The following is a 20,853-nucleotide window of genomic DNA, read 5'->3' on the forward strand; positions in this document are numbered from 1 at the left end:
TAAATCGCGTGGTTTCGGGCGTTTCACGGGTTGGAGGTGGTTTGGTTTGCACGTTTGTGGATAAACACGAAATGAAGTCTTCTACGAGATCCGATTGGCTCCTCACAGGAATCAGAGTTAGTAGATCATACTAACCAATGAGCATCAGATAGTGGCGGAATATCCGGAAGGAGAGGCATTGGGTAGCCCAGAAGACACCATCGGTTCCCAAGAGTTCGGTAGGGGGGTAATCCCATTGCTAGCCATGATTTTAGACGACAGTGTACACGGAATAACTTAATTGAGGTCTGTTCGTCTCACTACCGGTTGTCATCGTAATAGCACGTGTAGGATTTGACACAACACTTATCTCCGTGTACTGTGTATGTGTATGTGTATGAGTACAAAGAACATTAGTCTCACAGAAGAGGCCTACGAAAAACTCAAATCTCGAAAACGGGAGGGAGAAAGCTTCACTGACGTGATTCTCCGCGAGTTCGGTAACGAAAAGGACGTATGGAAAGGCTTTGGCAAGCTCGAAGGGACGGGACTCCGAGAAGCCTACGAAGAACAGCGCGAAGAATTTGACAAGGATTTCAAAGAGAGACAGGATGAACTGTTTGGACAGTAGCTTTCTCATCGACTATCTTGAGGGAGATGACGGTGCACAAGCGTGGTTGGACGACCATGAAGACACGATGCTGGCAACCACAACAGTCGCATTGTATGAGACGTATCGGGGTGTCTTGTGGTCGCACTCTTCAATGACGATGGATGACGTGTTCGACACGTTTGATTGGGCGACTGTGTTGGATTTCGATGAAACTGCGGCCCGTGAATCAGCACAAATTCAGCGAGAGTTGCGCGAGAGCGGGACGCCTGTTGGTACACCCGATGTAATGATTGGTGCCATTGTTCGGTCTATCGGTGGCACTGTTGTCACCCGTGATTCGGATTTTGACTACATCCGAGGTGTCGATGTTGAGAACTACTGAATCCACTGCTCATTTCGGATTTTTACGACAGTGAACTCAGGCTGACTTAGTTGAGATCCGTTCGTATCACTATCCCATGTTGCACTAAGCAGGTGTGGACACACCTGATCACGAGTGTCGTGCAACAGGTGAGAAATGCTATTGCTAACAGTGAACCACCTGTAGATCGCTCGGATCGAATATTATAAGACTAGATCTGCCGGTGAGTCAGTATACGCGGGTTTTACTGTAGTCCTGACCGAAAGACCGTAAGAACGACTATCGACCAAAGGATGAGCCCGACCCCATAGAAAATGAGAACCGCACGAGTGTTGAAGTCCCCCATCGACGGCTGTAACTGCATACCTTCAGTCACCCCACTGAGCCCCGCTCCTTCTGCTTCCCCAACCGCAGATGCACTTACTGGACCACTCGCTGCACCACCAGGGACTACCAACAGAATCCCAGCCCCCATAGCAATCAGCATATAGAGGCCAGAATGGGCTATAAGATAGAGACAGCCAGCGTGAGCGCTCCTGCAATACCTGTATAGAAAATCGTTGCCCGAGCGAGACCATGAGTATCCATTATCCTGAATTTTCTTCCGAGAATAACTTAGACGGTGCCACTTTCAGAAACGAGAGCCCGTCTATTGGGTTTCGGATCAAATCCTGGGAATAGTTGGGCAATTCATCGTCTGGAGAGTCGCACCTCAACCGACTCCGATGGCAAAGCATTCGCGCTCGCGGTCAGCTCAAGCGGCCTGTCGGTCAGCGATTTGACCGCGAACTTGCGGGCGAGTGTTGCCACAACTAGCTGAGCCTCCATCCGAGCGAATCGCATCCCGATACAGTGACGCGGCCGCCTCCAAAGGGATAGTAAGCATACTCAGGTCGATCTACCGATCTATCGCTCTCATCCGCCCAGCGTTCAGGACGAAACTCAAATGGATCGTTGTACCATCGCTTGTCGTGGTGGACAATCCACTGTGGCATCGAAACAACTGATCCTTTTGGAATCGTGTAGTCACCGATCTCAACATCTTCAATTGGCTCCCGAAATATCGTCCAGACTGGGGGATAAAGACGCATCGCTTCCTCGACGACCCATTTGGTATATTCGAGTTTCGGGAGATCCGCAGCGGTCGGTAGATCGTTGCCGAGTACGTCGTCAAGTTCGTCGTGGAGCTGTGTCTGCACGGTAGGATGGTGGCCAAGCAGAAACCAGGTATAGGTGAGCGCGAGTGCTGTCGTCTCATGACCTGCAAACAAAAACGTCGCCATATTGTCCCGCAAGGTCGTATCGTCCATCCCACCTGCATCGCTAGCGGCGACGAGGGTTGAGAGGAGATCCTCACCCATCTCATCGCTCGCCCGACGCTGTGTGACGAGTTCTTCGATGAATCTCTGGAGATCATCTAGCGAACGTTTATACCGTCGGTTCACTGGCGTTGGAAGCCATTCAGGAAGATAGGCACCGAGCCGGGTGGTATCGAAGCGCTTCCGTACCATCATAGCCGCTGTCTGAACTGGCGATCCACGCTCACGAATGTCAACACCGAACAGCGCTCGGGCGAGAATCGTGAGGGTAAGTTTGGTCATCGCATCGTGAATCTCTATTGGCTCGTTCTCGTCCCAGTCTTCCATCGTGGCAACAGCATGCGACACCATGGTTGGAGCATAACTCTCGATACGCTTGCGGTAGAAGGTCGGCTGTGCGGTAGTTCGCTGCTCGCGCCAGTCATCACCCTCCGCGAGCAACATCCCCTTGCCGAAGGCCGATCCAACTTGCTGCTGTTGGAAGTCTCCTTTGACGAAACGCGGCGCATCGGTCACGAGTACCTGTTCGATGTATTCGGGATGGGTAAGCAAGTATGCCTCATTACTCGTGATCCGAAATTGAGTGATATCACCGTTGTACTCGGTAGTCAGATACTCGTAGAACCCAAATGGATCGCGCATAAGATCGAACAGACTTCCAACTACGGGAAACCCCTCTGGTCCAGGTGGCTCACAGTCGGTGTTCGTGGAACGGGGTGCTACGTCCGATGCAGCCGTCAGGTTGGTCTCTGCCTCGTCGGTCGTCGAGTCGTTTTCGGTCGCCATAGTTGACATCGAGTTTAGCGGGCTTTCCTCGTTTGGTCGCACCCACTAGTGTCTTTATAACTACACTCACAATCATCAGATGTTCTGTCTTGTGCTCCAATATGCGCCAGTAACACAGCTCACGGGGAAAATGCATCTCACTTATATTTTATTCACTCAACAGGGATGGTAAGCTACTAACTCACAACGATTAAGCATGCAACTACTAGCGAAGGTAAACTCATTTTATTCTATTAATAGATCAAGTGAATCATCCAAATACTCTTTCAACGAGCCGTGCTTCCGCTTTCCTAAGATGATTGGAGGCAGTACTCGGTGCACAGCCGAGTTCCGCAGCCACGTCCGCGACACTCCCCGACCGAGGGACTTCGTAGTATCCAACCTGACGCGCCACAGCGAGTGCCTCGCGCTGACGTGCGGTGAGGTCGATGTCGAACGTCCCAGGACGGGCATCGTACTCGCCGACTTTTCGGACCTCTGCCGTAATTCCCTCAGGAAGCTCATTGAGGACACGTTCAAGAGCATCGGATTCACCGACCACATCGAACGCCATGATACCATGTGGTCGGTAGGCAAGCGGTGGAATGATCATTAGCGTCGGCTGTTGGAACGCCATGTAGAATTTCCGAGATTGCTCGGTTTCTCGGCCGCGAACGAAAGCGTAGAATGCCCCGTCTCGTACGGGCGTAAGGTCGTACCCTTCAACGGTTTTGACCGCAGAAAGCGCTCTTTCGTAGGGTTCGCGCTCGCCGATCACATAAAACAGCGTATATGCGAGTCCGTCCTCAACGCCAACGTTCCACGTTACGAGCCATTCGCGCTCGATAGCATCACTTTCGGTCATGAAGCGATGCATCGGACGCTGGCACTCCGGTGCGTACCGAATTACGAGTCGGAAATACTTCACGTTGAATCACGCAGAGGACTTCGTATTAAAGATTGATTCGGTAGTTCCGGGAAGATTCCACTTCCGCCGATTATGGAACAGAAACTCAATACTGTGTTCATTACAGAGCGTCTATTTTACGTCGACCGTTCGTTGGTTTCGGAGTTGCCGTGCCTCCTGTAGAGCGCTTGGAAACCGAAGTAGAATGCAGTTACTACGACGGCTTCGAGGTAAAGAAAAAAGAATCCGACCATATCGTGGGGGAACGGGAAACTGCTCCCGAACAACGTGACATAGACAGTCATAGTAGCTGATGCGAGAGACAGCGCGAAATCTGTGGGAACAAAGTCCGAAAGGAGTAGCGACCCTCCAAGGAGAATTGCGAAGATAGAACCGACTCCCTTCCCCACGAACAATCGCCGTAGTGTGCTGAAACTGAGAGCCATCAAAAATAGATACAGGTAAGAGACCATAGACTTTTCCCACGTGAAAGATTCGCGCCTTCTATGCAGCAGGACTTGACGAACCGTATCCTCAGTTGAGAATCTAGTCGATGATCGGATCACCCTACGAACTGCGCATAGATCGAGACGAGGATTCCGTGGGGAGTTCACTGCCGCTTATACTGCCCACAGGAAGTAAACCACCCAAAAACGAACGAATTCAAGAAATCGACCTCGCTGCCGTCGTACGTTCTGCTTCGGTTATAGAATCAATCACGCATGTTAAAACAGATCGAAGTGTCTGAAAACAATCTATTTCTCATTCAATCTCTCTGTTTAAACATTGAATTTTGATGATCGGTGAGGATAGCAGCCACATCCATGACTTCATAGGTAAATCCGCCACACATCAAATAGCCGAATATATTATTAGGATCCTATATTTATCGGATTTATGCCATACCGGCGTGGAAGATGAGTTCGTAAATAAAAAATTTCAAGGGTGATACGAGAGTAAACTCGTCAAATGGAATTTGTCGGTAGCTTAAAACGGTGGAGTGCTGCAATATCTCTGTTCTTACTCTGTATCGTCTGGGCCTCCCTTCAATGGGATACTCTTCGTTCGATTATCACCAAAGGGCCGTCTGTCATCGATACGCTTGACGAACTCGCACTCCTCATAATGTTAGTCTTGACACTTGGAGCAATGATCCATGAGATACGACAGACAGCAACTGAGTAAATTGTAAGCTGTGAGAAAATCCCTGAGACGATCCACTGTCGAATCCTGGATATCAGACTACTTTTCTCTCGATTGATCCGTAAGCGTATACCACAGCGGTGAGACTGATGAGCGTTGCACCGAAGGTAACACCGAGGAGAACTACGGGTTCGACTCCCACCCAGATGGCAGGCGCCAAAGGAAGAACAAGAATTCCACAGAGGATTGCCACACCGCCGAGCCGGTGAGCTGTCGGGCGATCAACGTTAGGAGTAGTAAGTAGGTCTCGGCGGTCTCGGTATCGGATGAGCCAGCCCAAGATAATACACAGAACTGAACTAACGATGACGGCACCAGTTCCAATGAGCCGCTCTGGGACATCAAAATACAATACGCCAGCGAGGATACACATGCCCAATCCGCACACACCAACAACAATAGCATTTGAGCGCACAGCGCTTTCATCCGTCGGATCAACCCCATACCAATGTCGAAAGTAACTTTCGGATCGTAGGGAGAATACTACCCAGCAAAGAAAGACAGAGCCGAAGAGAAAGAAAAGGGCCGGTACGAGGAAGTCAGGACTCATAGTTAATGTTTTCTGGGCCGAATATTAATCATAGGGGATTATTTGACACTCGAATTTGTGTAAAGGTGACCAAATCGAATTACGAACCGCACACAGGTTGCAAAAAGGTACCTCGTTCGACGCGCCGATGGGTAAGTGCACTCCTGGGTTCCGGACCAGGCGACCGAAGACCGTTAGAATTTGAACGAGGAGGAATGAAGAATGTGATTTCGTTCTCTGTCTAGTGCTGAGCGTCTGTTCCTTCGGACGAAGTCAGCAGTGCGAAGCTGAATTGTTTGGCCGTCCAAGCAATGTCAAGCACCCGCTTGATAAACGTCGTTATCCCCGCGAGCAGGCGACGAGGGCGTCATGTTCGGCGGTCCACTCCTTAATTTGGTCATGAAGTACACCTGAAATGGAAAGAAGCACGAACTGCGCATAGATTGATTCGGGAGTCCCGGGTGAATCCACTTCTGCTTATGGATTCATGCGGTAGAAGCTCGGCTTCATGCTGGATAGAGACCGACTCTTTCATATTCAGGTGATTTAGGGAGTGAGCAAATATTCGGTTATTTCGGAGGCGATCTGTTCAACCATCGTCGACGTGAGTGTTCCCTGATACCGATCATGGTTGAGATCGTCGTGATCAGGTGAGGCAATGCCCCAGGGAACGACCGCACTCTCTCGAGGCATCCCACATGTTCCCAGTTGTCGTCAGTAAGGGTGATCGTGTGGTCATGCCAAGACTTAGTTGTGAGTGTCACCGCGATGTACTGCTCCCCATAGAACGGATGAGTCTCGTCGGAGACAACCAACCATGGGCGAGGAGCCTCACGGTCATTGAATGGATCGTCACCGAAGACGACGTCGCCTGGATCATATTTCATTTGTCATCCCCACGTTTCTCAGTGGGATAGTCGTCCGCTGCGTGGGTTTCCCATTCTTTGGGGTCTTCCTCTCCGAGTTGGTCGTTGAGCGTCTTGGTCGACTGGCGGAACGTTGTGAATGTATTGAGGCGTTCCTGATCATCGGTGATCGCCCAGTACGTGCCTTTGTGTCGGACGAGGTTGCGATCCTTGAGGCGACTGAGAACAGTGCCAATGGTGTTTTTCTTCACGGTAGTTTGCTCGGCGATTTCAGCAGGCTTGAACGCTCGGTCGTCGTTCTCGGCCAGAAATCGGAGGGCACGTTCGCCGTTGGTCATTTTCTCGAGTTCCTCGCTGCTCTTTTCTTCGAAGTCTTCAATATCGATTGACATAGATGGGAGTAGTGGCTGTACTGGTATAGATGTTACTCTGTTAGGGGTGTCATTGCTGTCTGTAGCACTAGTGAGTGATGAGCAGTTCGACGAGAGTATCAGGATAGTCATCGTCTGTGCAGTCGTCATTATCTAGATTTGGGAGGCTCAGTTGTTGACGTCGAATGCTGAGGGATGAACACTGAGATAGCTATCGTTGTCAGAATTCTAGCTAGTACTGTGTTGGCAGAGGAAGTGTGAAATCGGTCTGCAATACGACTTGCGCATAGATTGGTTCGGGGTCCCGGGGGTTATCCACTTCCGCTTAGAGCTGTAAGAAGAAGTACCGAACACACCACTACTTCCAGTGTAATCTCTCGTTGCAGACCTCATAGCGGTGGATATCTACTATTAAGACATTTATAAATCACATGCCGCTATATTAAATTGTTTCGACAAAAGATGAAAGACGAGGTATTGATGAATCCATGTTTCATTCTGTGGTGGAGGACGACCGCTTGACATCGTGGGAACGGTACCCTCCTTGCCATTGACGGGGGGAGATTACATCACTGGTGAGATTGTCTATATCGCTGGCGGATGGTTGCTGTTCTAATCGGGGCGCCGAATCTAGTAAAGACTTCTTTATCAAGTATATTGAACCGATAGTAACAATTATACTACTATGGGGCACTGTTGCATACATCGCAATGAAGGCTGTAATTCTTGACGGCGAGTGGGACCCACGTCCCGAGTACAAATGTTCAGAGACGGAGGCAGATACTCACAAATCAAACGACGGATCGCAGACATGGAAGGACCCAACCGTTCACATCGAAAATAAAGAGAAGCCAACACCTGAATCAGATGAAGTGATTGTGAAAGTTCGATATACTGGTGTCTGTGGGAGCGATATCTCGATGACACACACTGACGACGACGGATACATGCGGTACTCTGCATACGTAAATCTCCCAAACGTCATCGGTCACGAGTTCTCGGGGGAGGTCGTCGAGACGGGAGAAGGTGTGCAGTCCTTCTCAAAAGGTGACCTCGTCACGTCCGAGGTAACTTCGTATTGTGGCCGATGTCACATGTGTCGAAACGGATTCAACGGACACTGTGAGAACTTCGAGCAACTTGGATTTACCATTCCTGGTGCGTTTGCAGAGTACGTCGCGGTACCAGAGATATTGTTGTGGGACGTATCATCCCTTGAACAAGCATACAAATCAAAAGATGACATCTTGAAGGCCGCTGCAACCATCGAACCGACCACTATTACCTATCACGGTCTGTTTGGCCGTGCTGAAGGAATCCGGCCCGGAGACTACTATGCCTTCCACGGCGTCGGACCGATTGGCCTCACTGGAATGAATGTCGCTCGTGCGGCGGGAGCGGGCGCTGTCATCGCGTTAGAACCCTCCGATGAACGGCGTAACCTCGCTCGTGAACTCGGATTCGAATACGTGTTCAACCCAGTCGAGACCGACCCAACACAGGCAGTTGCACAGGTGACAGACGGGATGGGAGTCGACGTACACGTAGAGACAGCAGGTGCCGTCGCCCAGACTTACCCCGCAATCAATGAGACACTTGCCGAGACTGCGAACGTCGTCCATATCAGCAATGCGGGGGAGCCAGCATCAGTCGACCTTAGACAATATCAGGCGAATGCGGCCCAGGTTTACGGTGCGGAAGGTCACACTGGGAACCGGATCTTTACTGGTGTAATCCGGTTGATGGCTGCGGGAAAGCTTGACAATCTCCCGCTCGTCACGTCGACCTTCGACCTCGAAGAAGCACCCACCGCTATCGAACAGGCATCAAAACGAGTGGACGGGAAAGTACTCATCGAGGTATGAATGATGTCAGATAGTAATACTCGTATTACTGTTGACGGTGACACCGCCAGAACTACATTCGACCTCTCTGTCGAAAATCGGTATTCCAAGGGACAGACGTGGACTTACGCCCCGTCGACATCGACAGGGAATTCGAGTTCGAAGAACAACTAGGTGACGTGCACGACGTCATCGACTGACTCAAAATCTGTACTGCGACTACTCGCTGGGGAATCGGATTCGACACTGTCAACAGTGTAAGTCCACTTTTCGGTATAGATATAGATGACGTGATTCTCATCCCCACGTAGCTGGTATTCGAAACAGGCAGACGAAGAACGACGAAGGGGAGCAAGGGATATCAAGCGGGTACTTAAGGGAAAGCGCCAAAGTGCGGAGTCAACGAACCGGTCTAATTACCAGGTCATCCACGGCGGATCTTCGAGTCGCTCCTTCTTATTCAGAGATTCGATGGTCTCGATGTCTTCTGCGTCCAGCGACAGCGTGCGTGTGTCGAGGTTTTGTTGAATGTGAGCGTCCTTACTCGACCGAGGGATTGGGACAACTCCCTCCTTCTGTGCAAGCCATGCGAGACTCACAGCCGCGGCGGTGGTTTCGTGCTTCTCCGCGATCTCCACGAGGTCTGGAACATCGAACACCTCCCCTTGTGCAAGTGGAGAGTACGCGACGAGAGTCATATCTTGATCCTGAAGATACGCGTAGAGTTCCTGCTGCTGGAGCAATGGGTGCATCTCGACCTGGTTAGCAACGAGTGGCGCATCGATAAGCGTTGACACCATCTCGAGGTACCGAATTGGATAGTTACTGACCCCCACGTTTGCGACTAGACCCTCGTCAACGAGTTTGTCAAAGACTGGTAACACTGTCTCGACCTCTGACTCGTCACGTGGCCAGTGATGATACAGGAGGTCGATGGTATCGACACCAAGTCGGTCGAGACTCGCTGTGACAGCTTCCTGGATGTATGTCGGTGTCTTCTCGGGTTCTTCGAAGTGACCGACCTTCGTCGCCACGAGGACGTCTTCTCGATCGACATCTGCTCTAGTGAGGGCATCACCCACATTTCGTTCGTTCTCGTATAGGCGTGCCGTATCGACATGTCGATACCCGTATTCAAGTGCCGACTGAATAGTTTCTGTCCCTTTGCCTCCAGTCAGACTATACGTACCCAATCCGATTTGGAACACGGTGTCCTCGAATAGGTGCTGGTCAGTTCTCGAAACAGTCATCCTAATCACTCCTCCGATTCGAGCTCGGCGAGATCCCACTCACCGGTAACTATCGCTCCCGAGTCAGGATTGTCTGGTTCGACGATGGCTTCGACGAGTGCAGGACCATCATACGCAATCGCATCTGAGAGGGCGCTGTCTAAATTCTCTGGTTTGATAACGCGCTCTGCAAATCCGACGTTAAACGCATCGGCGAACTTCATATAGTCAACATCCGACTCCTCATCGAATTCGGTGTCGAGTACACGATCCCATCCGTACTTGTTGACTTGGAGATTTCGAATGGATTTCCAACCATGATTGTTAAGGACGAGATACGTGACGTCGACATCATGTTCGACCGCACAAGCGATTTCCTGGTTGCACATCAAGAACGAGCCATCGCCTTCGATGTCGACAACGTCGCGATCTGGCGCCGCTAGCTTTGCACCGATCGCAGCTGATACTCCGAAGCCCATCGTCGAGAAGCCACCACACGAGATGTTCGTCCGTGGCTCATATACCGGGAACTGAGGGTTTGTCGTCTCCTGTGGCTGACCTGCGGACGAGACGACTATTCCGTCTCGGTCGAGGATGTCCCTGAGACTCGCAATAACGCGGGAGATGCTCATCGGAACGTCATCCGTCAAGCGTTGTTCAATCTGTTGTTGCCACTCATCCCACAGAGATTGTATCTCTTTGTAGTATTCGTTATCTTCCTTCTCGATAGGGTCGATTCGGTTACGGAGAGCATCGCACACCTGATTCGTAACGACCGCCGCATCGCCCTGGATACCAACCTCAACAGGGTAGTTTTTGCCGATCTCGGTTGGATCAATATCGACGTGGATTAGTTTGCTCGGTGGAATTTCGAAACTCACACCCGATTCGAACGAAGAGGTGTGAAGGTCAGAGAATCGACACCCAATAGCGAGGACGACATCGGCATTGCTGGCGAGTTCGTTACCAGCTGTACTTCCGATCCATCCCGCATACCCAACGAAAAGGTCGTGGTCTTCAGGAACGATGCCTTTCCCCTGGAAGGTAGGAATGATCGGGGCTTGAAGATACTCTGCGATCTTTTGCACCTCGTCCCAGGCACCGGAAATCATCGTCCCACCTCCCGGGACGATTACTGGACGGTCTGCCTCTGCGAGGAGCTCTGCGGCTTCAGAAACCGACTCAGGGTCACCGCCGGGACGACTATGTGTTCGGCTAATCGCGGGGTTGGGAATCTCGACATCTGCGACCGCTCCTTGAACGTCCATCGGGACGTCGACGTGAACTGGGCCTGGTCGACCGGTGACGGCGATCTGGAACGCACGTCTAAGAACCCGTGGGAGTTGCTCGACGTTGTCGACGACAAAACTCTGCTTCGTAACCGGTTCCATCACACTCGGGAAATCCCCCGGTTTCTGTCGGTCAATTTCTTGAAGGATGCCCTGACCGTACTCGTGTGTCTGTGGGGCACCAGTAAAGATGACCATCGGGATAGAGTCCACGTAAGCGGTTGCCACACCCGTCACTGTGTTCGTCGCACCGGGTCCAATCGAGGTGAAGACAGCAAGTGGCTTTCCACTCGTTCGCGCATATCCGTCTGCAAGGTGTGTCGCCCCCTGTTCGTGCCGTGGTTGTATTACCCCTACATCGGAGTCATTGAACGCATCGAGCAGGTTCGTACTGCCATGGCCAGGGATTCCAACGAGATACTCTACGCCTTCTTTCTCGAGATATTTGGCGATAATCTCGCCACCATTCAGCTTGGGCATACCTAACTTGCAGATTGTGAGCAGTTCACATAAACATTCGGTCTGTCGATGTGAACTATGGAATGAAAATGCGTAATTTAGAGAGACGGCACGACTTCATCCCCCATCACCTGGAAGAATGCTTCCGGGTCGGGGCTCGTATTTGCAACCGCGATTCTGTCGAATCCCATCTCTGCGTACTCTTCGAGTTGTTCCGCAATCGCTTCAGCACTGTCGGCGATCAGGAACTTCGACTCGATTTGTTCTCGAGTCGCCTTGTTGCCTTCTTTTTCGATAGTGAGCGGGTTCGCGAGAGCGCGGTCGAAGACGTTTTGGGTTGTTGCCCACCATGGACGAGTGCTTTCTACGGCGTCCTCGTACGTCTCGCCGTACGATGCGATTACGAGTAGGGTTGTCTCGATTTGGTCTGGATCTCGTCCAGCCTCCTCGGTGTACCGTCTCACAGCAGGGTACATCCGATCAGTGAACTCCGAGCCCTTCTTGACTGTTATGAGACCATCACCGTACTCGGCGGTCAGCGCCGCTGTCGAGGGACCGTTCGCTGCGATATGTATCTCGGGATCTGTCTCGGGTTTCGTGTACAGTTTCGCATCGTCCAGTTCAAAACGATCACCATCGTAATCTACAAAGTTCTCATTCTCCCAGAGACCGCGTACGATTTCGAGCGACTCTTCGAGTCTGTCTCGCCGCTCAGGATACTTTGGCCAGTCAAAGCCCAACGGAGTCTCGTTCATTGCTTCACCCGTACTCAGACCGAGGACGACCTTGTTGTCGTTCATCTCTTGGAGGGTTGCGAACGCTTGTGCGATGACGCCTGGATGATAGTGCCCGGTTGCAGGTGTGACACATGTGCCGATAGGAATGTCAATCCGCTCTCCTGCAGCACCCATCCATGACCACGCGAAACCTGCCTCGGCGCCCGTATGGAACCACGGGTGGAAGTGATCTGACGTCCAAACCATACTGAATCCAGCGTCCGCAGCCAGTTCTGCAAAATCCAGTAGTTGTCTTGGGCTATACTGTTCTTGGTGTGCCATAAAGTCAATTTCAACCATTGTCTTATTCTACTATAGATTTAGTTATGTTAATAGATAAGGATATGTGCCCTTATACCGACCGGACTACTAGTCATGGACTGTCTCTGAACGCCGTCCATCTGTGGAGGGGGTATTTGCAACCCTGTACCGTGCGTCATCGGCCTCTTCGATTCGGTCGCCCGATTCGATTTCGAATCCGTGAATTAACGCATCCTGCATCGACAGCCAGATGTCGTCGTTCCGACTGACGGTGACGTTGTTTGGAATTTTCGCTGTAATATCAAGTGACTCACCGTCCGCTGGCCCGACGACGACGTCGATGAGTTGTTCGTCACCGAGTGGTTCGGTAACTCGGACGCGACCGGGAATGGCGTTCTCTGTCGGCGTCGTGTAGGCAGTGAAGTACTGTGGTCGAATACCTAACTTGAACGAATCATACTCATTGTATCGAGCAGCCACTGTTGGGTCCAGTTCGGCCTGGAAATCGCTTATTCCCCCGGAGTGCACAATAGTCTGATTATCGCTCCACTCGACGTCGATGAAGTTCATCGAAGGCGAGCCGATGAAGCCAGCGACGAATTGGTTGTTGGGTTCATGGTAGACATCATCGGGGGTTCCGACCTGCTGGATTTCTCCACCGTCCATAATAATGAGTTTGTCACCAAGCGTCATCGCCTCCTCCTGGTCGTGCGTGACGTACAACGTTGTGATACCCAATTCACGCTGTAACACTTTGATTCGACTTCGCATGCTGATCTTCAGCTTCGCGTCAAGGCTGGCCAACGGTTCATCCATCAAGAAGACGGACGGACGTCGAATCATTGCTCGAGCGAGAGCGACACGCTGTCGTTGCCCTCCGCTCAGCTGGCCAACATCGCGGTCAAGAAGTTCTTCAATTTCGACCATCTCGGCGACTTCTCTGGCGCGTTCGTTTCGAGTTTTCTCGTCTTTACCAGCGACCTTCAGCGGATATCCAATGTTCTCCTGGACGTTCATGTGAGGGTAAAGCGCGAAGTTCTGGAACACCATTGCAATGTCCCGATTCTTCGGATGGACGTCCGTGACGTCGTAGTCCCCAAGATAGATGCTGCCAGCAGTCGGTTTCGTCAACCCAGCCAGACAGCGAAGAGTGGTTGTTTTTCCACACCCGGATGGACCAAGCAATACTGCGAACTCACCATCTGCAACGTCGATATCGACGTTATCGACAGCGAGAGTCTGTCCATACCGCTTTTCGACGGATTCGTATGTTACACTAACCATTGTCTATTGTTATGTTTACGTTTAATTGGTATCAGTGTTTCGCCTATTGGAAGGAATGCGCGATTCATTTTTCGACTGCACCCATGCTGAACCCTCGAATGAGTTGATCCCGAGCGACGAAAGAGAAGACGAGCACCGGAACTAGTGCGATTGTCGCCGCAACACTCATGTGCACCCACTGGACGGAGTACTTGGTGATGAACGACGCTAGACCAACCGGGATGGTCATTGCACGTTCGTCATGAGTGAGGATAATAGCAAACAACAATTCGTTCCACGTGATGATCATGGTGAAGATTGCGGAGGCGATTAGCCCCGGTTTCACCAGTGGGAGAACGATCTTCAAGAACGCACCAGCATGGGTGTGTCCGTCGATCATCGCAGACTCGACGATACTGTCCGGAATCTCCTCGAAGAACCCTTTCATCATCCACACGGCGAACGGAATGTTGAACATCACATACGTGAGGATGAGCGCGTGAATCGAATTCACGAGTTCTAGATTCCGGTAGATGATGAACAATGGGATGATCGTTACGATAGGTGGCATAAATCGTGTCGAGAGGATATAAAACGGTAAATGGAAATCCAAATTGTACGGGAATTCAAAAGTGACAAATCCGTAAGAGGCGAACGCACCGACTAGCGTCGCGATAACTGTCGTGACCAAGGTGATGATGACACTATTGAAGATAAATTGAACGAATGTTGGGCGTGAGACGAATAAGTCAATGTAGTTGGCGAAAGCCAACTGGGTTGGGATCCAGTGTGGTGGGAACGCGAGAAGTGACTCGCGCGTCTTCAGCGACGCCGTGACGAGCCAGTACACCGGGAAGAGCGTCCATACAAGGAACACCGCGAGTGCAGCGTACTTGAGGACCGTTGCAAATCCTGTTTCCACTAACTGTTCTCTGAACTGTGCAAGCTGCGACTTCTCTCGGTATGGTTTGGATCGTTCGGTGCTCATGATGAGAACTCAATGTTTGCTGTCTTCACGAATGTCATCGCGAGGGCCAATACAATGACTAGCAGCGATATCGCCATCGCCGACGCTTCCCCAAAGCTACTAAACCGGAATGCAGTCCGGTACATCTCCATACTAATGACGTTCGTTGAGTCGCCAGGGCCCCCACGGGTCAGAATATATACCTTCGCAAAGACGCGGAGTGCATCGACGATACGGATTATCAGTACGAGGACGATGAGCGAACTCAAGTACGGTAATGTGATGTCACGGAATCGTTGGAAAGGGGATGCACCGTCCATGATCGCCGCCTCTTTTACGTGTGTGGGAATCGACTGGAGGCCCGCAAAGAGGACAAGCACAACAAGCGGTGTCCACTGCCAGATGTCAGTGAGAATAACTGAGTATAGTGCTACCGACGGTTCACTGATCCAGCCGACGTTTCCACCGGCAACGAAGTCGAGCAGCCCGTCAGGTGTGTATAGTAACCGCCAGATGAGGCCGATAACTGTCGGAGAGAGGATCATGGGAATGAGGATCAACGTCTGCCAAAGTCCACGGAATTTCAGTTTCTTATTCAGAAGTAGGGCTATAGCAAACCCGAGCAGAAACTCGATTCCGACTGCCAACAGGATGAATTTACCTGTCACGAGTAGCGACGTATGGAATGTCTCGTTGGAGAGCAGTTTAACGAAGTTCTCTGCCCCAACGAACGTCGTTCCGGTTGGGAGAAACCGCTGTGTCGACATCTGCAACGCTCGCAGCAGAGGGTAAAACGTGAGCGCAAAAAGGATGGCTACTGCGGGAAGGGTCAACAACCACTTGAGTTGTTCATCGACCCAGAGGAACACGCGCTCGGAAGTGCTATCGTTCGACTGCAGTACTCCCTCGATGTCGGTTTGCATCTTGGATTGGTCTGAGGTATCGGCTGCCATTGTGGGTATTCCTTGTTTTTATTCGTAGTAGCCTGCATCTTTGAGAATGGACTCTACATCGTCATTGATGCTCGTGAGCGCCTTTTTCGGGGTCACATCACCAGTCAGAGCACTATTCAGATTTTTCCCTTGCGTAACGGCGATACGATTCCAGAGCGGGGTCCGAGGCCGCCACTTAGCCTTCTGCAGGCTTGTGTATAGTGCGTCGAACCACGGTTGAGCGTCCATGTTGTTTTTGAATGTATCGTGTCGGAAAGGGACACCGCCGAGGCCGACGTATTTGGCTTGGGCCTCCTTCGACACTGCCGACCGTATAACCTTGCCGACGGCCTTCTTTTTGTCATCGCTAATATATTTATTGATGCCAGCGATCCAGTTACCCTGCTGTGGTGCCTGTCGCATCCCCTTTGGAATCGGTGTGAACTTGATGTTCTTAGCTTCCTTTGCCTTTTTAGGGTCAAGTAAGAGGGACGCCGCTGAAGGCCAAGCCGGTGCCTGTGCGGCACTCCCGTCGCTGAGACCACTAAGGACTCGGTCGCTATCGAACGACGAAACACCCTCTGGACTGATGGACTTTAGGTTATTGACGTAGAAGTCGAGTGTGTCCACGCCTTTCGACCCATCCCACTGATATCGCCAGTTCTTGTCAAACATATCACCTACGCGTGAGTTACCAAGTCCGAAGAAGTTCGCATTAATGGGATTTCCGCGCTTCCCACGGATCGTGTACCCATTTACACCGTCGATTTGCTCGGAGATTTTCTTCCCTGCACGGTAGACGTCATCCCACGTCTTCGGTTCACTCTCTCCAACCTGTTTGTAGTACTTCGCGTTGTAAGCAAATAATTGGGTGTTGCCTACAACCACGAGTCCACGGAGTTTCTGCTCCATGCCCTGCGCAGACGGAACGACTGGGCCCTTTGGTGCTGGCCACGTCGCGATGTCCAGAGTGGTTTGGATATACTTGTCTTTCGGGATATCCTCCGGAAGCCACTGCTGTACGGGTTCGAGGTGCTGTGCCAGCTGTGGAAACCAGGGATCGTCCATGAAGACTAGGTCGAATGAGTCTCCCTGCGTGGTAAGTACACTGCTAGTCTTCTCGAAGAGGTTCGCGTATGGGAACAACGAGACGTCAACTTGGACGCCCGTGTCGTCTCCGACGTACTTGTCGACGAGACGTTTGAAGAGACGTCCTGATCCTTCGACAGCTGCAACGGATATCTTATTCGGACTGCTATCCGAGTTCGACGAACCACCGGGAAGGAACCCTGTACACCCAGCGAGTCCAGCGAGACCAGACGCTCCTGTCGCACTAAGGAAGGTACGTCGAGAAAAACGATTAGTATGGGGTTGCATACAAGATGCTATCTGGTCCCCTGTCTGACCAGAGGGGTCTTTCGAGGTCATGCATATGGTTGTCATATTCTATAGTAATAAAATTTGTGTAGCCATTACGTACCAATCCAGTAATGTCGAAATTTTATGTCTTTCATTTATCGGATAAAACTATCGAATCACTCCCCCCCAAATCTATAAATTGTCCAGATTTGTTACTGTAATATATGGGAATTGGTTATACGACAATCCTATACGATGAAGAATCACTGTCGCATGGGATCGGGGATATTGGCGCCTGTCAGTACGACGGCATCGAGATTGGACTCGAGAAAGTTCGTGCAGTCGGCTACAAAACAGTCCGCGACGTGCTCAGGAAAAATGAACTCGACCCCTACCTTATCATGGGCGAGTGGCTCGAATCAGACGCGGCGTGTGACCGTGTCGTCGATGGTGCATATACTGCGTCAAGGCTCGATGCAGAGTTCATCGGTATTCTTCCGCCACAGCGGGGACACGTCGACGACAAAATACTTGACGAATGGATAACCCAAATCTGTGAGGCCGCCTATGATGCAGGTGTGACACCGCTTTTGCATCACCACGGCGCGACACACATTGAACAACCTGATGAGATTGCAGCGTGGCTCAAGCGAAGTCCTTCAAACCTCAAACTCGTCTGGGACACCGCACACCACTACCCGTACGGCAGACACTATCCGTCCGGTGACGTTACAGACGGAATCGAACGCTTTGCAGACGACATCGAATACGTACATCTCAAAGACGTCGCACCGCCGGCAGATTTTGATTCCCATATCGAGGCACTCTCCAATGCAGAGTTCCACCTCGATAATGTGATAAATTACTTTAGGGCGTTCACCGACCTTGGTGAGGGCCGACTGGACTTCGGTGCTGTCGCTGACACCCTCGACAATATTGGGTTCGACGGCCACATCACCATCGAGATAGAGAATCAGACGACTGATCCACTCATCCACGCAAAAAAGAACCTCGATTACTGGCAGGACGTCACGAACGACTGACCTGGGAGATACTCACTTTTCGTACTGTTCGACGACGTCCCAGTCCAGTTCGATGCCCAGCCCTGGACTGTCGGGCACTTCGATGTGACCATCCTTGATGAGTGGTTCGTCCTGAGCCGCGAGGTCATCCCACCATTCGATCTCTCGAGCATGGTACTCAAGAGCGTGGAAGTTTGGCACCGTCGCGCCGACGTGGACCGTTGCCATCGTCGCGACCGGACTCCCGATGTTGTGTGGAACGAGCGTCTGATAGTACGCCTCGGCCATCTCTGCGATCTTTTTCGTTTCGGCGATACCTCCAGTTTTCGGAACGTCGGGAGCGAGGAAGCTCGCGCCCTGCTGGGAGATCAATTCTCTGAACCCATGGCGACCGTACAGGTTTTCACCCGTCAATATCGGCACGTCGACCTGCTCTGCGACTGCGGTCGTCGCGTCGGCATTTTCGGGTGGGAGTGGGTCTTCGACCCAGGCAAGACCGTACCCTTCGATCGCTCGACAGAGACGGGTTGCTGTCTCCGGACTGAAGTTCCAGTGCAGGTCGACGGCGACTTCGGCGTCGTAGCCGATTTCGTCGGTTACCGCTTCCACGATTTGTTGTTTGTGTTCGATTTCTGGACCGTCGAAGTGTCGGGATTTCCTATTGATACGGCGGCCTGACGGAACGTCGAGATCGAATTTGACGATATCGAACCCGTCGTCGACAGTTGCACGAGCGGCACGGGCATATGCCGCTGGTTCGTACGTTTCAGCGGATTGGCCCTCCTGTGCAGAGGAGACCATTGCTTCTCCTGCGTGGCAGTCAGCGTAAACCTGCACTGACTCACGCATCTTCCCACCGAGGAGTTGGTACACCGGTTGCTCGAGAATCTTGCCTGCAAGATCCCAAAGGGCAATCTCCACACCACTAATGGCGATAGTACCGATTCCCCATTGCGAACCACGACCTGAGAGGCTTTCTCGCATCAGGTGGTACAACCGTTCGACGTCGAGCGGATTTTCACCCTCGAGGACCGGCATAAGATAGTCAGTAATCACCTCGTGTACACCAGGAGACGGATAGCACTCACCGATTCCGGTGGTCCCGTCCTCGGCTTCGATAGTCACGATGGTCCACGGGAAGTTCCCGTCGACGACGACGGTATTGAGGGTAGAGATCGTTGGTAAGTCGGTCGTCCGAGTGGGCGTCTCGTCGAAATCGGCCCACATCGTTACGGCAAGTTCAGTGGCGAAGTCTTCGTACATGATCAGTGTGCGTGTGTAGATTCAAGTTCGGTTTGCTGGTACGTTTTGAAGAGGTCAATGATGACTCGAAGGTCGTCACGAGCCTCATCGAAGGGTGTTCGAACGGAGTTATCGCTCCGTACGCACTCTAGGAAGTGTTCGAGTTCTCGCTTGAATGGTTCATCGTATGAGGGAGTATGCGCCGTGTCTTCTAGATCCTTCACACCACGTTTTAGACGGAGATCTGTGGGCGTATTCCGGATGAATGGGTTCGAGAAATCAAGTTTCAACATCTCCTCTGGACCGTCGACGCGGATGAACTGTTCGAACCACTTCCGGTCCGAATCACCCGTTTCGAGGACACAACGAACGTCGTTCTCGTATTCGAGGTGTGCGGTTGCGTATCGCCCGTCGGAGAAGACATCGACGTGTGAAACATTTGTGACTTTCCCGAACAGCCCTCGAAGCGCGTTGATGTCGTGACAGACATGGTCAAGCTGGAAATCATACGCGTTGATGAGCTCGTCGTCGTCAGTGTCAATAGCCCGTGCAATCTGGTTTCGACGCTCAGTCGCACTTTCCTCAACGAATCCGTTGGAGAGATCTGCATCGACTATATTGTACACCTCGCGAATAATCCGGCCGTGATCTGGATCCACATCGTACGACGTGACAACATCGACGTTATCGAACGCTTTGAGGTGTTCGTGAGCCTGTTCGTATGCAGGGTCGAACCGTTTCATATATGCGACCATCGAGACTGCGTCGGATGCATTCGCAGTTTCAATCATCCGGTTTGCATCCTCGAGAGTCACCGCAAGCGGCTTCTCGACGAGTGTGTGTATGTCTGCGTTAAGTGTTTTTACGACTACATCTGCGTGCGTATGTGCCGGCGTGAGTACGATAGCTGCGTCTATCTGATCACTGGCGCTCGTAAGCAATTCATCGACTGTCTGGTAGCGGTGTGGGACGTTGTATCTCTCTCCCAGTTCCTCGACCCGATTTTCGGCGGGATCGACGAGGGCGTGAATCGATGCCTCGGGGAGTTCTGCCAGGTATGGGAGATGCATTACCTGGGCGATCGTTCCACAGCCTATAACTGCAAATTGCATCGTTTCGTTAGATGTTAACATTCCTTATTAATGCTTGGTATTCGATGGTTCACTTCAGCAATTTATCCCATGTATCTGTTAATTACCCGTATTTTTATATTCTATCACTAGCAACGAATGATAGAGTCAACGTATGAGTCACTGTCGCAGACAATCAGGTAACCAGAGGTCACGGTACCGGCGGA

Annotated in this window: 16 protein-coding genes and 1 pseudogene; 4 read left to right on the top strand and 13 right to left on the bottom strand. The window is 51.6% G+C overall.

The features are described from left to right. Window positions 1-376 precede the first annotated feature (376 nt). Window positions 377-610 carry an antitoxin VapB family protein gene (locus OOF89_RS24365; protein WP_049972753.1) on the top strand — a complete coding sequence of 78 codons (234 nt, stop codon included), beginning with the start codon at window positions 377-379 and terminating at the stop codon, window positions 608-610. Further along, complete coding sequence (locus OOF89_RS24370; RefSeq protein WP_266083139.1) at window positions 591-974, top strand: type II toxin-antitoxin system VapC family toxin; 384 nt, start codon at window positions 591-593, stop codon at window positions 972-974. Before OOF89_RS24365 ends, OOF89_RS24370 begins: the two co-directional genes overlap by 20 nt. 669 nt (window positions 975-1,643) lie before the next feature. Here the strand turns inward: OOF89_RS24370 and OOF89_RS24375 are convergent. The 4 genes and pseudogenes from OOF89_RS24375 to OOF89_RS24395 all read right to left on the bottom strand — a co-directional run bounded on the left by OOF89_RS24375 (window position 1,644) and on the right by OOF89_RS24395 (window position 6,934). Beyond that, window positions 1,644-3,067, bottom strand: a pseudogene (locus OOF89_RS24375) (cytochrome P450). A 241-nt stretch (window positions 3,068-3,308) separates the two neighbouring features. Beyond that, window positions 3,309-3,914, bottom strand: coding sequence for a helix-turn-helix domain-containing protein (locus OOF89_RS24380; protein WP_456071303.1), 606 nt, complete (start codon window positions 3,912-3,914; stop codon window positions 3,309-3,311). 167 nt (window positions 3,915-4,081) lie between these two features. Beyond that, a complete protein-coding gene (locus OOF89_RS24385) occupies window positions 4,082-4,354 on the bottom strand; it encodes a hypothetical protein (protein WP_266083145.1) in 273 nt (90 codons plus the stop codon). Between the two features lie 2,205 nt (window positions 4,355-6,559). Then, window positions 6,560-6,934, bottom strand: coding sequence for a MarR family transcriptional regulator (locus tag OOF89_RS24395; RefSeq protein ID WP_266083146.1), 375 nt, complete (start codon window positions 6,932-6,934; stop codon window positions 6,560-6,562). 689 nt (window positions 6,935-7,623) lie between these two features. Between OOF89_RS24395 and iolM the strand changes: the two genes are divergently transcribed. Then, window positions 7,624-8,778 (top strand): scyllo-inosose 3-dehydrogenase, encoded by a 1,155-nt coding sequence (gene iolM / locus OOF89_RS24400; protein ID WP_266083147.1) that lies wholly within the window; start codon window positions 7,624-7,626, stop codon window positions 8,776-8,778. Between the two features lie 395 nt (window positions 8,779-9,173). Here the strand turns inward: iolM and OOF89_RS24405 are convergent, their stop codons facing one another. From OOF89_RS24405 to OOF89_RS24435, 7 genes are all read right to left on the bottom strand, one after another. After that, window positions 9,174-10,007 (bottom strand): aldo/keto reductase, encoded by an 834-nt coding sequence (locus tag OOF89_RS24405; RefSeq protein ID WP_266083149.1) that lies wholly within the window; start codon window positions 10,005-10,007, stop codon window positions 9,174-9,176. A 5-nt stretch (window positions 10,008-10,012) separates the two neighbouring features. Next, window positions 10,013-11,755: a thiamine pyrophosphate-binding protein gene (locus OOF89_RS24410; RefSeq protein WP_266083151.1), complete on the bottom strand. Its 1,743-nt coding sequence runs from the start codon at window positions 11,753-11,755 to the stop codon at window positions 10,013-10,015. A gap of 77 nt (window positions 11,756-11,832) precedes the next feature. Then, the gene (locus tag OOF89_RS24415) at window positions 11,833-12,810 is read right to left on the bottom strand and encodes a TIGR03557 family F420-dependent LLM class oxidoreductase (RefSeq protein WP_266083153.1); all 978 of its coding nucleotides are present in this window, start codon (window positions 12,808-12,810) and stop codon (window positions 11,833-11,835) included. A gap of 69 nt (window positions 12,811-12,879) precedes the next feature. After that, window positions 12,880-14,055 carry an ABC transporter ATP-binding protein gene (locus tag OOF89_RS24420; RefSeq protein ID WP_266083155.1) on the bottom strand — a complete coding sequence of 392 codons (1,176 nt, stop codon included), beginning with the start codon at window positions 14,053-14,055 and terminating at the stop codon, window positions 12,880-12,882. A 64-nt stretch (window positions 14,056-14,119) separates the two neighbouring features. Next, window positions 14,120-15,022: a carbohydrate ABC transporter permease gene (locus OOF89_RS24425; protein WP_266083157.1), complete on the bottom strand. Its 903-nt coding sequence runs from the start codon at window positions 15,020-15,022 to the stop codon at window positions 14,120-14,122. Beyond that, window positions 15,019-15,954, bottom strand: coding sequence for a carbohydrate ABC transporter permease (locus tag OOF89_RS24430; protein WP_266083159.1), 936 nt, complete (start codon window positions 15,952-15,954; stop codon window positions 15,019-15,021). The genes OOF89_RS24425 and OOF89_RS24430 overlap by 4 nt, the downstream gene beginning before the upstream one ends. Window positions 15,955-15,972: 18 nt before the next feature. Then, window positions 15,973-17,310 carry an extracellular solute-binding protein gene (locus OOF89_RS24435; RefSeq protein WP_266083161.1) on the bottom strand — a complete coding sequence of 446 codons (1,338 nt, stop codon included), beginning with the start codon at window positions 17,308-17,310 and terminating at the stop codon, window positions 15,973-15,975. A 206-nt stretch (window positions 17,311-17,516) separates the two neighbouring features. Between OOF89_RS24435 and OOF89_RS24440 the strand changes: the two genes are divergently transcribed. Beyond that, entirely contained in the window at window positions 17,517-18,335 is an 819-nt protein-coding gene (locus tag OOF89_RS24440) for a sugar phosphate isomerase/epimerase family protein (RefSeq protein ID WP_266083163.1), read from the top strand. A gap of 12 nt (window positions 18,336-18,347) precedes the next feature. Here the strand turns inward: OOF89_RS24440 and OOF89_RS24445 are convergent, their stop codons facing one another. Continuing rightward, window positions 18,348-19,577 (bottom strand): mandelate racemase/muconate lactonizing enzyme family protein, encoded by a 1,230-nt coding sequence (locus OOF89_RS24445; RefSeq protein ID WP_266083165.1) that lies wholly within the window; start codon window positions 19,575-19,577, stop codon window positions 18,348-18,350. Between the two features lie 2 nt (window positions 19,578-19,579). Continuing rightward, complete coding sequence (locus OOF89_RS24450) at window positions 19,580-20,689, bottom strand: Gfo/Idh/MocA family protein (protein ID WP_328517213.1); 1,110 nt, start codon at window positions 20,687-20,689, stop codon at window positions 19,580-19,582. Between the last annotated feature and the right edge of the window lie 164 nt (window positions 20,690-20,853).

Origin of the sequence: Haladaptatus caseinilyticus (assembly GCF_026248685.1) — an archaeon.
Lineage (GTDB): Archaea > Halobacteriota > Halobacteria > Halobacteriales > Haladaptataceae > Haladaptatus > Haladaptatus caseinilyticus.

Coding starts and splice junctions, on each gene's coding strand:
- OOF89_RS24440 (WP_266083163.1), top strand. CDS start 17,517: ATGGGAATTGGTTATACGACAATCCTATACGATGAAGAATCACTGTCG.
- OOF89_RS24410 (WP_266083151.1), bottom strand. CDS start 11,755: ATGCCCAAGCTGAATGGTGGCGAGATTATCGCCAAATATCTCGAGAAA.
- OOF89_RS24365 (WP_049972753.1), top strand. CDS start 377: ATGAGTACAAAGAACATTAGTCTCACAGAAGAGGCCTACGAAAAACTC.
- iolM (WP_266083147.1), top strand. CDS start 7,624: ATGAAGGCTGTAATTCTTGACGGCGAGTGGGACCCACGTCCCGAGTAC.
- OOF89_RS24415 (WP_266083153.1), bottom strand. CDS start 12,810: ATGGTTGAAATTGACTTTATGGCACACCAAGAACAGTATAGCCCAAGA.
- OOF89_RS24420 (WP_266083155.1), bottom strand. CDS start 14,055: ATGGTTAGTGTAACATACGAATCCGTCGAAAAGCGGTATGGACAGACT.
- OOF89_RS24435 (WP_266083161.1), bottom strand. CDS start 17,310: ATGCAACCCCATACTAATCGTTTTTCTCGACGTACCTTCCTTAGTGCG.
- OOF89_RS24430 (WP_266083159.1), bottom strand. CDS start 15,954: ATGGCAGCCGATACCTCAGACCAATCCAAGATGCAAACCGACATCGAG.
- OOF89_RS24370 (WP_266083139.1), top strand. CDS start 591: ATGAACTGTTTGGACAGTAGCTTTCTCATCGACTATCTTGAGGGAGAT.
- OOF89_RS24405 (WP_266083149.1), bottom strand. CDS start 10,007: ATGACTGTTTCGAGAACTGACCAGCACCTATTCGAGGACACCGTGTTC.
- OOF89_RS24425 (WP_266083157.1), bottom strand. CDS start 15,022: ATGAGCACCGAACGATCCAAACCATACCGAGAGAAGTCGCAGCTTGCA.
- OOF89_RS24445 (WP_266083165.1), bottom strand. CDS start 19,577: ATGTACGAAGACTTCGCCACTGAACTTGCCGTAACGATGTGGGCCGAT.
- OOF89_RS24395 (WP_266083146.1), bottom strand. CDS start 6,934: ATGTCAATCGATATTGAAGACTTCGAAGAAAAGAGCAGCGAGGAACTC.
- OOF89_RS24380 (WP_456071303.1), bottom strand. CDS start 3,914: ATGCATCGCTTCATGACCGAAAGTGATGCTATCGAGCGCGAATGGCTC.
- OOF89_RS24450 (WP_328517213.1), bottom strand. CDS start 20,689: ATGTTAACATCTAACGAAACGATGCAATTTGCAGTTATAGGCTGTGGA.